The 13,341-nt window shown below is 56.8% G+C and carries 12 protein-coding genes, 2 tRNA genes and 1 riboswitch; of the genes, 6 read left to right on the forward strand and 8 right to left on the reverse strand.

The window, feature by feature from the left end:
* Positions 1-70: 70 nt before the first annotated feature.
* The 3 genes from uvrY to pgsA are packed head-to-tail and all read left to right on the forward strand — an operon-like array spanning position 71 to position 3,135.
* Positions 71-730, forward strand: coding sequence for a UvrY/SirA/GacA family response regulator transcription factor (uvrY, locus tag Q674_RS26070; protein WP_011784699.1), 660 nt, complete (start codon positions 71-73; stop codon positions 728-730).
* Entirely contained in the window at positions 714-2,573 is a 1,860-nt protein-coding gene (gene uvrC, locus Q674_RS26075) for an excinuclease ABC subunit UvrC (RefSeq protein ID WP_031209848.1), read from the forward strand. Before uvrY ends, uvrC begins: the two co-directional genes overlap by 17 nt.
* Positions 2,574-2,580: 7 nt before the next feature.
* Positions 2,581-3,135, forward strand: a complete 555-nt coding sequence (gene pgsA, locus Q674_RS26080; protein ID WP_011784701.1) for a CDP-diacylglycerol--glycerol-3-phosphate 3-phosphatidyltransferase — start codon at positions 2,581-2,583, stop codon at positions 3,133-3,135.
* On the opposite strand, the gene Q674_RS26085 is transcribed toward pgsA, so the two are convergent.
* The 7 genes from Q674_RS26085 to thiB are packed head-to-tail and all read right to left on the reverse strand — an operon-like array spanning position 3,132 to position 9,941.
* Entirely contained in the window at positions 3,132-3,740 is a 609-nt protein-coding gene (locus Q674_RS26085; RefSeq protein ID WP_023008255.1) for an ABC-type transport auxiliary lipoprotein family protein, read from the reverse strand. The two genes, pgsA and Q674_RS26085, sit on opposite strands and share 4 nt — an antisense overlap.
* A complete protein-coding gene (locus tag Q674_RS26090; RefSeq protein WP_023008256.1) occupies positions 3,737-4,675 on the reverse strand; it encodes an MlaD family protein in 939 nt (312 codons plus the stop codon). The genes Q674_RS26085 and Q674_RS26090 overlap by 4 nt, the downstream gene beginning before the upstream one ends.
* The gene (locus tag Q674_RS26095; RefSeq protein WP_023008257.1) at positions 4,675-5,469 is read right to left on the reverse strand and encodes an ABC transporter ATP-binding protein; all 795 of its coding nucleotides are present in this window, start codon (positions 5,467-5,469) and stop codon (positions 4,675-4,677) included. The genes Q674_RS26090 and Q674_RS26095 overlap by 1 nt, the downstream gene beginning before the upstream one ends.
* A gap of 3 nt (positions 5,470-5,472) precedes the next feature.
* Positions 5,473-6,621, reverse strand: coding sequence for an MlaE family ABC transporter permease (locus Q674_RS26100; protein ID WP_023008258.1), 1,149 nt, complete (start codon positions 6,619-6,621; stop codon positions 5,473-5,475).
* 36 nt (positions 6,622-6,657) lie between these two features.
* Positions 6,658-7,272 carry an ATP-binding cassette domain-containing protein gene (locus tag Q674_RS26105; protein WP_023008259.1) on the reverse strand — a complete coding sequence of 205 codons (615 nt, stop codon included), beginning with the start codon at positions 7,270-7,272 and terminating at the stop codon, positions 6,658-6,660.
* Entirely contained in the window at positions 7,265-8,932 is a 1,668-nt protein-coding gene (gene thiP, locus Q674_RS26110) for a thiamine/thiamine pyrophosphate ABC transporter permease (protein ID WP_023008260.1), read from the reverse strand. The genes Q674_RS26105 and thiP overlap by 8 nt, the downstream gene beginning before the upstream one ends.
* A gap of 4 nt (positions 8,933-8,936) precedes the next feature.
* Positions 8,937-9,941 (reverse strand): thiamine ABC transporter substrate binding subunit, encoded by a 1,005-nt coding sequence (thiB, locus tag Q674_RS26115; RefSeq protein WP_023008261.1) that lies wholly within the window; start codon positions 9,939-9,941, stop codon positions 8,937-8,939.
* Between the two features lie 48 nt (positions 9,942-9,989).
* Positions 9,990-10,081, reverse strand: a riboswitch (TPP riboswitch).
* A gap of 160 nt (positions 10,082-10,241) precedes the next feature.
* On the opposite strand from thiB, the gene Q674_RS26120 reads away from it, so the two are divergent.
* From Q674_RS26120 to Q674_RS26130, 3 genes are all read left to right on the forward strand, one after another.
* Positions 10,242-10,985: a murein L,D-transpeptidase catalytic domain family protein gene (locus Q674_RS26120; protein WP_023008263.1), complete on the forward strand. Its 744-nt coding sequence runs from the start codon at positions 10,242-10,244 to the stop codon at positions 10,983-10,985.
* A 128-nt stretch (positions 10,986-11,113) separates the two neighbouring features.
* A tRNA-Gly gene (locus Q674_RS26125) sits at positions 11,114-11,189 on the forward strand.
* A gap of 57 nt (positions 11,190-11,246) precedes the next feature.
* A tRNA-Cys gene (locus tag Q674_RS26130) sits at positions 11,247-11,320 on the forward strand.
* Positions 11,321-11,558: 238 nt separating this feature from the next.
* Here Q674_RS26130 and Q674_RS26135 read toward each other — a convergent pair.
* A complete protein-coding gene (locus tag Q674_RS26135; protein ID WP_023008264.1) occupies positions 11,559-13,286 on the reverse strand; it encodes a putative bifunctional diguanylate cyclase/phosphodiesterase in 1,728 nt (575 codons plus the stop codon).
* Positions 13,287-13,341 lie beyond the last annotated feature (55 nt).

The raw sequence follows: 13,341 nt of genomic DNA on the forward strand, positions 1-13,341 counted from the left end.
CCGCCTACCGGCTGACGCTGCTAACCGTTACAATCGGCCTGTTTCCTCATACCTGACGGCGAGGTGAGTTTTGATCAGGGTATTGGTTGTTGATGACCACGAGCTCGTACGCTCGGGTATCACTCGCATGCTGGCTGACAATCCCGATATAGACGTCATTGGCCAGGCTTCGTCTGGCGAAGAGGCGATTGACTGTGTGCGTGAAAACCGTCCGGATATTGTCCTGATGGATATTCGCATGCCCGGTATTGGCGGCCTGGAGGCGACCCGGCGCATTCTTCGTATTGATGATTCCATTCGCGTTATCGTGGTTACCGCCTGTGCTGACGACCCCTATCCGGCCCGTGTGATGCAGAGCGGCGCCACCGCGTATGTCACCAAAGGCGCTGACATTCAGGAAATGGTGCGGGCCATTCGTAAAGCCCATTCCGGCCAGCGCTACATCAGCCCCGAAATTGCCCAGAAAATGGCACTGAAACAGCTCGGGGGTGAGCGGGATGAAGACGGCGAGCTGTCGTTGTTCGAGCGCCTGTCTGAGCGCGAAATGCAGATTGCCATGATGGTGGTGGATTGCCAGAAGGTTCAGGATATCTCCGACAAGCTGTGCCTGAGCCCGAAAACCGTAAACAGTTACCGTTACCGGATTTTCGAAAAGCTGGAGATTTCCAGTGATGTGGAACTGGCACTGATGGCAGTAAGGCTTGGATTGCTGGATGCCGACAAGGTCTGATCCCGAGCAATCTCCCGGGAAGTTCGACAGCCAGAATTTCCTGAAACAACTGACAGAACGCCCCGGTGTCTACCGTATGTATGACGATACCGGTGGCATCCTCTACGTGGGTAAAGCCCGCAACCTTCGCAAGCGCGTCAGCAGTTATTTCCGTAAATCAGGCCTGGCCCCTAAAACCGAAGCCCTGGTGGGCAAGATTGCGGCCATTGAAGTCACTATTACCGGCAGTGAAACAGAAGCGTTGCTGTTGGAACAGAATCTGATCAAATCGCTGCGGCCGCCCTACAATATTCTGTTGAGGGACGATAAGTCCTATCCCTATATCTATCTCTCCTCGCATTCGGATTATCCCTCGCTGACCTTTCGGCGGGGCCGCACCAAAAAGGGTGGTGGCATCTGGTTCGGGCCCTTTCCAAGCTCGGGAGCGGTCAAGGAAAGTCTTAATATTCTACAAAAGGTTTTCCGCATAAGATCCTGTAGTGAAAGCTATTTTAGAAACAGAACCCGGCCATGCCTGCAGTACCAGATCAACCGCTGCACGGCGCCTTGCGTCGGCTTTATCAGCCCTGAGGAATACCAGGAGGATATCCGGCACGCCAGCATGTTTCTGGAGGGCAAGAACCCGGCGATTATTCAGGATCTGATGCAGTCCATGGAGAGTGCGTCACGGGAGCTGGAATTCGAGAAAGCTGCGGCGTACAGAGACCAGATCAACAACCTTCGCCATGTTCAGGAGCAGCAATCCGTAGACGGAGAGGGCGGTGATGCAGATGTGATCGCTATTGCCCAGGATGCCGGGGTGGTCTGCATCGTGGTCATCATTGTTCGTGGCGGGCGGGTGCTGGGTACCAAGGATTACTTCCCGCGCTATTCCCTGGAACAGACCGAAGGCGAATTGCTGGCCTCGTTTCTGGGCCAGTACTATTTCGGTGGCGACACCCGCCGGGAGATTCCTCGCGACATCCTCGTGCCGGTGGCGGTAGAAGGGCAGGAATTGTTGTCCCTGGCCCTGTCAGAGGCTGCTCGTCGGGAAACCCGAATCCGTGGCAATGTACGCGGCGAGCGCCGGCGTTGGCTGGAACTGGCGATGACCAATGCCCGGCAAACCCTGCTGACACATCTCGCCAGCAAAGAAACTGTGTATCGTCGGTTGCTGGCCCTGCGCGACCTGTTGGAGCTGACGGAAACGCCTTCCCGCATGGAATGCTTCGATATCAGCCACAGTCATGGGGAAAATACCGTCGCATCCTGTGTGGTTTTCGACGAGAATGGGCCACTGAAAAGTGATTACCGGCTATATAACATTCAGGACATAACCGCCGGCGATGACTATGCCGCCATGCGACAGGTGCTCACTCGCCGTTATCGGCGGATGGTGAATGGCGAAGGCAAGCGGCCGGATCTGGTGTTTATCGACGGCGGTAAGGGCCAGTTGAACATTGCCCGCGAAGTGTTTGAAGAGCTTGGAATTTCAGACATCCCCCTGATTGGTGTCGCCAAGGGTGTGACCCGGCGAGCAGGGATGGAGCAGCTGATCGATGCTTTAACAGGGGCCGTCTTCAGGGTACCCGCGGATTCTCCGGCGCTGCACCTGATTCAGCATATCCGGGACGAATCCCACCGCTTTGCCATTTCCGGACACCGGGCCGGGCGAGATAAAAAGCGGCGCCAGTCGACACTGGAAGGCATCGAAGGGGTTGGTCCCAAGCGGCGGCGCGAACTGATTCGCTATTTCGGTGGTATCCAGGAACTCAGAAAAGCCAGTGTTGATGAAATGGCGAAAGTGCAGGGCATCAGCAAAACACTGGCAGAGACCATTTACGCAGCATTGCATGACCAATAGGAACACCATGAATTTACCGAACATACTGACCATGTCCCGTATCGTGATGATTCCGGTATTTGTGGTGATCTTTTACCTGCCCATGCAGTGGAGCTACCTGGTCAGCGCCATCATATTTGCACTGGCAGGCCTGACGGACTGGCTGGATGGCTACCTGGCCCGCAAGCTGAACCAGAGTACGCCGTTCGGAGCCTTCCTCGATCCGGTGGCCGACAAACTCATGGTGGCAGTAGCGCTGGCGGTCCTGATCGAAGAGTATTCGGCGGTACTGCTGACTATTCCCGCCACCGTGATTATCGGCCGTGAAATCGTTATCTCCGCGCTGCGTGAATGGATGGCCGAAATGGGCAGTCGCGCCAGTGTCGCCGTTTCCTATATCGGCAAGATCAAGACAACAGCTCAGATGGCGGCCATTGTCGGGTTGCTGGCGTTTCCGCCGGGTAATTTCTGGGCTTATGTGGCCATCGGTCTGCTATACATCGCAGCAGTGCTGACCCTGTGGTCCATGATTCTCTACCTTCGTGCCGCCTGGGCTGACTTGTTTCCGAAAGAGGCAGGTTAATTGGCCGGAGGTTCCTGGGCCATACACTGGTGTGCCCAGGTGACTGTGGTCACGGATGAATGTGCACTGGCATTACTGAAGGCCTCCATCAACTCCCCCAGCGCGGTGCTTTGTGCGTTCGCACTGGCTTCATAACTCCTCACACACAAGCTCCGTCTGGTGCGATTATCCATGAGTTGCTGATGCAGCCTGATCACCACCCGTGTGCCAGTTTCATCATTCTCAGCATGAAATCCGGTCAGCTCGGAGACCAGGGTTAACTGCGACGTTGCCGGGCTGGTGTCGGTCATCACATTTGCGAACGCGCCGCTTGCCCGGAGAGTCTCCAGCAGATGATCGCGAACGACCACGGGAATGCTCTCTCGCCATCGGGCGCCTGCCAGGGCCCGGTATTCGTAAGCTGACGGTTTGATCAGAATACGAGTGCTGTCCAGTGGGTCAGATGCCAGTGGCGTATCCACCCGAAGGCTGGCGGGCAGCGCCTGATCAAATGCTGGCAAGTCGTTCGCTGGTGCCAGCTCCATCAAACGTGGGGATTCGGGTACCGGGAATACCGTGCAGCCGGCCAGAATCAGGCTCAAGGCAAGAGCGAATACTACTTTCATTGTTCGTACTCCTTGATGCCGGCGCCGCCCCACAAGGTTCCGGTGGGGTCCTGTTCCAGCCTGCGCGTAAACGAGTTCAGATTGCGCAAGGTGCTGCGCAGTTCCCGCAGTGCCGGGGTAATTTCTCCCAGACCCTGAAGGCCGGCGTCCAGCGCCAGTTCATTATCGCTGGTCAGGGTGTCCAGCCGGTCCAGAGTAGGCTGAAGGGTAGTCAGCGCCCTGGACATGGCCAGGAGAACCGGTTCTACCCGCTCATCCAGTACCTCTCGGGACCTGTCTGCTGCGGCAGACACCTTGATAGCAGCTTCTTCGGCGCGTATTCCGGCCGCGTCGAACCGGGCCATCAGCGCTTCCAGCTCGTCCCGGCTGGCCAACAGGGATTCACTGGCCTGGCGGGTGTTTTCAAGAATTTCGGTAATGTTGCTCAGGTTGTTCTCGGACATCAGCTGGTTGGCACTCTCCAGCAACTGTTCGGCTTTACCGAGCATGGCTTCGCCGTTGGTCAGCAGGTTACTGAAGGCGGAAGGCTCGGCGGCAATCAGCGGTGGGTTGTCTTTGTGGCCTTCGAGAATGGGGCTGTCTGTTGTGCCTCCGGTAAACTGTATGCTCATGCTACCAGTAATGTTCGCCAGCACCAGGCCTGCGCGGGTATTCTCCCGTACCGGAATGTCCTGGTTCACCCGCACCAGTACCCGCACATGGGCAGGGTTGTCCGGCGCCAGGGTAAGATCAAGCACGTCGCCCACCGGAACGCCGGTGTAGAGTACCGGGTTACCCTTGGCCAGCCCGCCAACGGGGTGGTCAAACCCGATTCGGTAATAAGCCCAGTTGGTGTCGGTAGACGATTTGCCCAGCCACAAGGCAAACAGCAAGGCAGCGCTGACTGCCGCGAGGGTAAAGAATCCGATGATAACGTGATGGGCCTTTGGCTCCATTAACCGGGCTCCTGTTCGGTTAGCCTGTGGTGGGCGGTAATCGCCGCGCGGCCACGGGGGCCATGGAAGTAATCCTGGATCCAGCGGTCGTCGGTTTGTGCCACCTTTTCCAGGGTATCGGCAACCAGTACCTTGCGTTGAGACAGAACCGCGACACGGTCGCAGGTGGTGTACAGGGTATCCAGATCGTGGGTAACAAGAAACACCGTCAGGCCCAGTGCGTTGCGAAGGGTCACAATCAGTTCGTCAAAGGCGGCCGCGCCAATCGGGTCCAGACCGGCGGTTGGCTCGTCCAGAAACAGGATTTCCGGGTCCAGCGCCAGTGCCCTGGCCAGTGCCGCCCGCTTGACCATACCGCCGGAGAGTTCGGCCGGGTACTTCGTGGCGGCCTCTGGTGGCAGGCCGGTCAAGGCCAGTTTCATACGGGCAAGTTCTTCCGCCTCGGCCCGCGACAGCCGGGCATGTTCAATCAGCGGCAGCGCGATGTTCTGCTCAAGGTTCAGCGAGGTGAACAAGGCGCCGCCCTGAAACAGAACCCCGAAACGCTGCTCATTGCGGGAGCGCTCCGTGGCGGATAGTTCCGTAAGATCTTCACCGAACACGGTGATATGTCCGCCGGATGGCGGGTTCAGGCCAACAATGCTGCGCAACAGAACGGATTTGCCGGTGCCGGAGCCGCCGACCACCCCAAGAATCTCCCTGGGGTACAGATCAAGATCGAGTTTCTCATGAACGATGTGGCTGCCGAACCGGTTGTCGAGTGCGCGTACCTGTATGACCGGATGATCTGCCATGCCTTACCAACCCATTTCCATGAAAAACAGCGCTGCCACGGAATCCAGCAGTATCACCATAAAGATAGACTGCACCACGCTGGAGGTGGTGTGTTCCCCGACAGACTGTGCGCTGCCTGCGACTTTGAAGCCTTCCAGGCAACCGATGACGGCAATCAGAAACGCGAACACCGGCGCCTTGCCAAGGCCGACCAGGAAGTGCTTCAGGGCAATGTCCCGTTCGACAATGGCTATGAACTGACTGGGTGGAATGTCCAGTGCCAGAGCGCAGACCATGGCCCCGCCGACCATGCCCGAAATCATGCCAATAAAAGTGAGAATGGGGAGGCTGAACATCATCGCCAATACCCGGGGAACCACCAACAGTTCCACCGGATTGAGCCCCAGGGTGCGAATGGCGTCGAGTTCTTCATTGACCTTCATGGCGCCAATCTGTGCGGTGAATGCACTGGCGGTTCGGCCGGCCAGCAGGATGGCTGCCAGAAGTACCCCGAACTCCCGCAGGAACGAGAACGCCACCAGATCCACGGTGTAAATAGTCGCACCAAAGTCCTCAAGAACCGTCGCGCCGAGAAACGCTACCACGGCCCCAACCAGAAAGGTGAGCAAGGCAACAATGGGCAGGGCATTCAGGCCGGTGTCATGCAGTGCCGCTACAAAGGGGGTCATACGCCAGCGATTAGGCCGGGGCAGAATGTAGAACAGGGTGCCCAGCGTCTGGCCAATGAACCCGGCCAACAACCAGATAAGCTGCCCCAGGGAGGTTATCTTTTTCCCTGTTTCTGCCAGGAACGCCACGACCGGGTTAACGGTTGCGACCTCCGCCGACGGCTGGTTCATGGCTTCAGCAACCGCCTGTATCAGGGCACGCTGTTCATCCGGCAATTCGGCTCGTTCCAGAGCGCTGATCAGAGCGTCGCTGCCCAGTAATTTCACCATCAACGAGGCGCCGGCGGTGTCCAGTCGGCCCAGGCCGGAAAAATCCGGGTTACAGCCGGCTGCGCGAGGTTTCAGGGCAGTTGTTTGCCGATTCAGGGCCGAATAGTGGGGTAGTATCCAGTCGCCGGAGAACGTCAGCGTATGACCACCGAGTTCGGCGTTACCGGGAGTGTGGGCGCCAAGTGGCTGAGAGAGGCCTGGTTCATTTGCCACGGAGTCACGGAGTCCCTGTTTGAGTTCTCTGAAAGCTTAAAGATTCCAGTGGCTATCTGCCAGTATTCTGCGTTCTTCTTCATCGTGACTGGCCAGTAGCATGGTGATGCCCCGGGCTTTCTCTTCCAGCAGCATGGCGTACAGGATCTTCCGGGTCTCGGTGTCCAGGCCCGTCATGGGTTCATCCAGCAGCAGCAATGGTTGGCGCCGCAGGATGGCACGCAGCAGGGCAACGCGCTGGCGCTGGCCACCGGAAAGCTCGCCAGGCATTCTGGGGCCAAAACCCGCCAATCCGGTGCGTTCCAGTCCGGCTTCAATGGCTTGGCGTTGGCTTTCATCCAACTTGAGGCCGGGGTGAATGCCAAGGCCAATATTGGTAAAGACATCCAGATGTTCGAACAGGTTGTGTTCCTGGAAAACGCTGGTGACCGGGCGTTGCCAGGGCTTTAGCGCATGAATTGGCTTGCCCATCCAGAGAATACGGCCTTCGTCTGGAGGGAGAAAACCTGCAATCAGACTGAGCAGTGTTGATTTGCCGGAACCGCTGGGGCCCTGGATGGCCAGACATTCGCCGGCAGGCACGGCAAAATTAAAGCGCCAGAGATGGCCATCAGGGCCATACTCGAAGGCCAGATCTTTGATCTCAAGCATGTTCAGGTTCCGGCAGTGGTTGGCTTGCAGCGGAAGTTGTTCTGGACTTAATGCCGGGAACACGGGAGAGCGACACAAAAATCAGTACCAGTAGCCCCAACAGCCAGAGTCCGGTACCTGCGGCTTCCGCTAATCGGTAACTACCCAGTTGCTGGTAAAGCAAAACCGGGAGGGTAGGTTTGCCCGGGCTGCCGAACAGGGCGATAACCCCAAAGTCACCCAGAGATAACGCAACACCATACGCCAGGGCTAGAGCAACTGGGCGGCGCAGATGCGGCCAATACAGCCATCGCCATCGATACCAGCCCAGGATGCCCAGTTGGTCTGCCTGTTGGAGTGATCCGGCATCCAGGCTTGCGAGAGGTCCGCGCAGTATCTGTAGTACAAACGGCACGGCCATCAGCCCGTTGATCAGCGCCACCAGGAACCAGCCCTGCATGGTATTTCCCAATTGCGGCCTTAACAGAATAAAAAGCCCGGTTCCCAGTACCAGAGGTGGGACGATCAAGGGGAGATAGCCGGTGACAGCCGGCACTATGGCCAGCCAGCGCCGACGAGCCCGGTTGGCGGCTGCCAGAGTTAGCAATGCAACGAGCACCGAGCCGAGCCCGGCTGGAATCGCAATTAACAGGCTGCGGGCGGTGGCTGGCAAGAGCTGCTGGTAAGAAGAAGGAGCATCCGCCATTGGCCATAACGCCGGCAAACCGCGCAGGATGATGGCCAGCAGTGGCGAGACCAGAAAGGCCGTGAAAATCAGCAACAGCAGACCCGCTGAAAACCCTTGCCAGGGCCGTGCAAACAGGGGGGCCGGGCGTGATAACCGGCGGTTTGGCAGTACAGCGGTGTCCAGACGCTTCCGGAAAACCAGCCACCAGAGGCTGCCGCAAATAGCTAACTGAAGAATGGCAAACAGTGCGGCACGGGCGAAATCGAATTCGAAGCGCAGGGCCTGGTAGATGGCGACTTCCAGGGTGGTTGTTCCTGGCCCTCCGCCCAGCGTCATGATGATGGCAAAACTGGTGAAGCAGAGCGTGAACACCAGTGCCGCCACGCCGGGCAGTACCGGTTTGATGGCGGGCCAGTGCACCGCACGCCATAGCCACCAGCCTCCGAGCCCAAGTTGAGAGGCGGTTCGCATTCGCGGCGCGGGTATGGAATCCAGCGCCTGCAACAGGATTCGGGCCGCCAATGGCGCATTGAAGAACGCGTGGGCGAGCAGAATGCCGCTCAGCCCATAAAGATTCCACCCATTTCCAGGAAGCCAGATATTAAGTAGGCCGGTGAACCAGCCCTGCCGACCAAACACCGCGATGATGCCGGAGACTGCCACGATGGTGGGTAATACCAGACTCAACTCCATCAGCCGGAGAATCAATTTGCGACCGGGAAAGCCTGTGTAGCGGGCGAGGGCAGTCGCCACCGGGAGCGCCAGCGCCAGGCTTAACAGGACAGATAAAAAGGCCTGCCAAAGGGTAAAGCGGACCACATTCTGGAAATAGGAGCTTTCCAGCGTACTCCCCATGTCCAGCTCGCCGGCCTCCTGAAGGATGCTCCCAAGGCCGAGTGCCACCAGCAGCAACAGCCCGGTGCCGAGTAAAAGGCCGGGCCAGAGTTGCCAGCCAGGATGGCTGAAGGGGGCGGCTCTCGCGTGTGTTGGCATCACTTCAGTCGGTCAGTGCATCAAGCCAGTCGTTCACCAACTGTCGGCGAATGGTGGCAACTTTCGCGGGGTCTATATACAGGGCTTCGGATGGTGTAATCAGCTTGTCGAAAACGTCTGGCAATTCATCGCCAAGATCAACCGCCGGATACATCACATTCTTCAGTGGAATATGACGCTGGAAGTCCGCGGTCAGCATGAAGTCCAGAAACTCTCTGGCAAGTGTCTTGTTATCGGAGCTTTCCACCAGGGCGGCGACTTCTACCTGCAGGTAATGCCCTTCATTGAAACGGGCCGCCTGATAACGGTCAGTTTTGTCGATAGCCATGTGATAGGCAGGCGAGGTGCTGTAAGAGAGGATCATGGGCGCTTCGCCATTCATGAATAGCGAGAAATAACCGTCACTCCAGCTCTGAGTGGTGGCGAGAATCTTGTTGCTGAGCTGCTGCCACTTTGCTGGCGCCTCATCACCATAGACGGTATGCATCCAGAGCAACAGGCCGAGCCCCGGTGTGCTGGTGCGCGGATCCTGAATAATGATCTTGAGATCGTCTGGCGCTTTCACCAGTTCCTCGAGGCTTGAGGGCGGTTCTTGCAGCTGCTCGGTATCGTAGACAAAGGCAAAATATCCCCAGTCATAGGGCACGAAAGTGTCGTCGTCCCAGTTAACGGGCAGTGCCAGGCGTTCCAGTGATTGGCCGTGGCGGCCAAGAAGACCGGTTTGACGTGCGGTCTCCATGGTGCCGGTATCCAGCCCCAGAACCACATCTGCCGGGGTGGAGCTTCCTTCCAGCCGGAGCCTTTGCAGAATATCGCCGCCACTGTCCAGCACGGTGTAATTCAGGGAACAGCCGCATTGGGCTTCAAACGCCTCTTTAACAGCGGGCCCCGGGCCCCACTCGGCGGCAAAGGATGGATGGGTATACACATTCAGAACGGCCGGTTCTTCGGCAGCGGCCATCGCAGGCAGCGACACGGCGAGAAGCGCAGGAATCAAGCGTGAAAACATACAGCGGCACCTTGTTCAGTAGCGGGGGTGCCATGCCGCGAACACCACCAAAGGTGGTGACTCAATCCCTACGCCGGTATTAACCGGGTCAGGTTCCGCGGGTATGGTCTCAGCCCTTCCAGGCACCCCGTTGAGTTAGGCCAATGTTACCACGCCCGAGCCACACCCCGGAATTCGTATGTTTGATTACCGCTTGTTTATTTTTTGTACGGCGATGACGGGTGTCTCATTTTTTATTGGTAGAATGGGGCATTTTTTGTTCTACGGATTTAAACAGCTTCGAGTTGAGAGGTAAGCTTGATGCCCAAGCATCACAAACTACGAAAGATTTCCGCCCTGTTTGCGGGCGCGCTTTTTTCCCTTGGGTTATCGGCGGCAGGCCACGCCCAATCCGGTAATGATGATATGTTTGGCCGCCTGGCCTCCGCAGCACCCAAGTTGAGCCCACAGGTTCTCGAAGCCGCATTGAAAGCAACTCGTTGTGCCATCAGCAATGGCACGGCCATGCCAGAGAGGCTGGCGGTGATCGACTTCTCTTTGCCGTCTTCCAAAGAAAGGCTGTGGTTGTTTGATCTCAATGAAGGCGAGTTGATTCTTCGTGATCTGGTGGCCCACGGTAAAAACTCCGGTAATGCCGAGGCAACCGCTTTCTCCAATATCGAGGGCAGTTACCAATCCAGCATCGGCTTGTTCAAAGCTGCTGAATCCTATCGGGGTTCCCACGGCTATTCGTTGCGCCTTGACGGACTGGAGCCGGGCTTCAATGACCTGGCTCGCCAGCGGGCAATTGTCATCCATGGTGCCGACTACGTTCAGGACAGCTGGGTCACAAAATACGGCAGAATCGGCCGCAGTCATGGCTGCCCGGCGGTAGACAACCAGATCATCAAAACCGTGGTGGACGAACTCAAGGGCGGGCAACTGGTATTCAAGTACTATCCCGATCAGGAATGGCTCCAGGCATCCAGTTATCTGAACTGCGATTCCGCCGGGCAGCTGGCGGGTGCACGTAACGTAACAGCGCAGGCCGGGGATCGATCCTGAATCGTTGCTGGCTAAACTTTGTTCAGATTGTCAGTAAAAACAGAAAGTTGAAAAAAAGGTGTTGACGGCGAAGGCGGAATCCGTAGAATACGCAGCCGTTGATGAGGCAATGCTTCCGAAACATTAGAGCGGGAATAGCTCAGTTGGTAGAGCACAACCTTGCCAAGGTTGGGGTCGCGAGTTCGAATCTCGTTTCCCGCTCCAATTTCTCCAAGTCTCTCAATGCCTCCTGAGAGCAAAAGCCAGAATCCAGGCTTCCCCGGCGCGGTGGCAGAGTGGTTATGCAGCGGACTGCAACTCCGTGTACGCCGGTTCGATTCCGACCCGCGCCTCCATTTTTACTCCCTTATATCAAAGTCTTGTGATCTTGGGCAGTAGTCCTCGGCTGATACTGAAGGCTCATGTCTTCGGGCATATTCATGAGGGCTATGGTGAGTACCTGCAGGGCGAAACCCGTCTCATTAATGCCAGTACCTGCAACGAGCGTTGTATGCCTGAGAGTACTCCGGTGGTGTTAGACCTATCCCTTCAAAAGGGCTGACCTCAAGGACGCCAGGCTATGTTTGTTGCTCATTAACTGCGTGAAGCCAGGGGCTTCATAAATGCCTCTGCCGCTTTCGCCGGCATTGGTTTGGCGTAAAGAAAGCCCTGGGCGAAATCGCATCCGAGATCCCGTATCAGCTTTGCCTGTTGCTCGGTCTCTACACCTTCTACAAGAATGCTCAAGCCGAGACTCTGGCCGACCGTAACCATGGCTTTCATGATGGCCATGTCGCTTTCGTTTTCCATGGCATAGTGAAGAAAGCTTCGATCGATCTTGATGCTGCATACCGGGAGCTTCCGAAGATAAACCAGGGAAGAGTATCCGGTGCCGAAGTCGTCAATGGATATATGGAGCCCGGCAGCCTTGAGGCGCTCCAGTTGCCTGGTTTGGTCTTCTTCGCTCCCAAACACCTCGTTTTCCGTGAGTTCTACCCCGAGTTGCTCAGGTTTCAAACCATAGTGTTTGATGGTTTCCAGGATCTGGTCAGCCAGGTGTGGATTGGTCAGTTGGCGACCGGACAGATTGACGTCAATGCGCACGCCCGCGAACTCAGTTCGCTGCCAGGCATTGAGCTGCTTGCATGCGGCATCGATGACCCAGTCACCGATACGGTTTATAAGCCCCGATTTTTCGGCAACAGGGATGAACGTCGCCGGCGAGACAAGGCTTGATGCCTTGTCGAAACACCGCAACAGCGCCTCGCAGGAGGTGGTCCCGCCAGTTCTCAGATCTATCTGTGGCTGGTAGTAAAGTTCCAATCCGCCATTCGTCAGGGCTTGTCGGAGCAGGGCCGTAATCTGTTGGTATTTGACGAGCCGGTCGTTGATATCAGAGGTGTAGAAGCAGACCGTATTCTTTCCGATCTCCTTGGCGCGGTACATGGCCGCGTCTGCGTTGCCCATGAGTTCCGCGGCGGTGCCGCCATTGTGTGGGTACAGGCTGACGCCAAAACTCGCCGATACCTGATAGCAATCACCGTGAAGCTGCACCTTGCTTTCGAGTGCCTTGACCAGCCGTTGAAGTAATTCATGGATGCCCTCTGGGCCATGAAAATCGAACAGCAACAGAACGAATTCGTCGCCTCCGAAACGGCAGAGCAGATCGCTGTGTCGTAATTCCTGCTTTAAGGTGTCAGCAACCGATTTGAGGAGGGTGTCGCCCTGATAGTGGCCGAGCGTATCGTTAATCAGTTTGAAGTTGTCCAGATCCATGAAGATCACCGCAACTTCCCGATTGCAACGATCTGCCTCGGCCAGCCGGCTTTCAAGTTCAGACTCCATCAGGCGTCGGTTGGGTAACCCGGTAAGATCATCAAAGCTGGCGCGGCGAACCAGTTCTGCCTTGGCTTGCGTTTGTTCTTCCAGGCTGATGTCGATACAGAACATTTCGCACTCGCCGGTATCCTGCTTGATCATGACATGACTCGAGTAAACGGGAACCTGGTGGCCATCCTTGTGTTTCAGTGCCAGTTCTTCTGCGGGAATGCTGATGTTGTGATCGAGCCAGTTGGTGTGGGCCTCAATAACGGCTTCGCGCATGGCTTCCGGAATAATCAGGTCCTCCAGCCGTTTTCCCTGAGCCTCATTTCTGGAGTACCCGTATAGTCTTGTGCTGGCTTCATTCCAGTAGATGACCCTCCGATTCCGGTCGTAGCCCTGAACGGCAACCATCGGCAGGCTCTCAATCAACTCATGGAACTTTTGTTCACTTTGCTCCGATTGTGACGATGACGACGATCTGTCCTTCTTCTTATCCATGACGGACGAGACTCCTCCCGGTTGGGTGAGAACGCATCTATGCGCTTTCCAGTCG

The sequence above is a fragment of the Marinobacter sp. EVN1 genome (genome assembly GCF_000475375.1).
Classification (GTDB): Bacteria; Pseudomonadota; Gammaproteobacteria; order Pseudomonadales; family Oleiphilaceae; genus Marinobacter; species Marinobacter nauticus.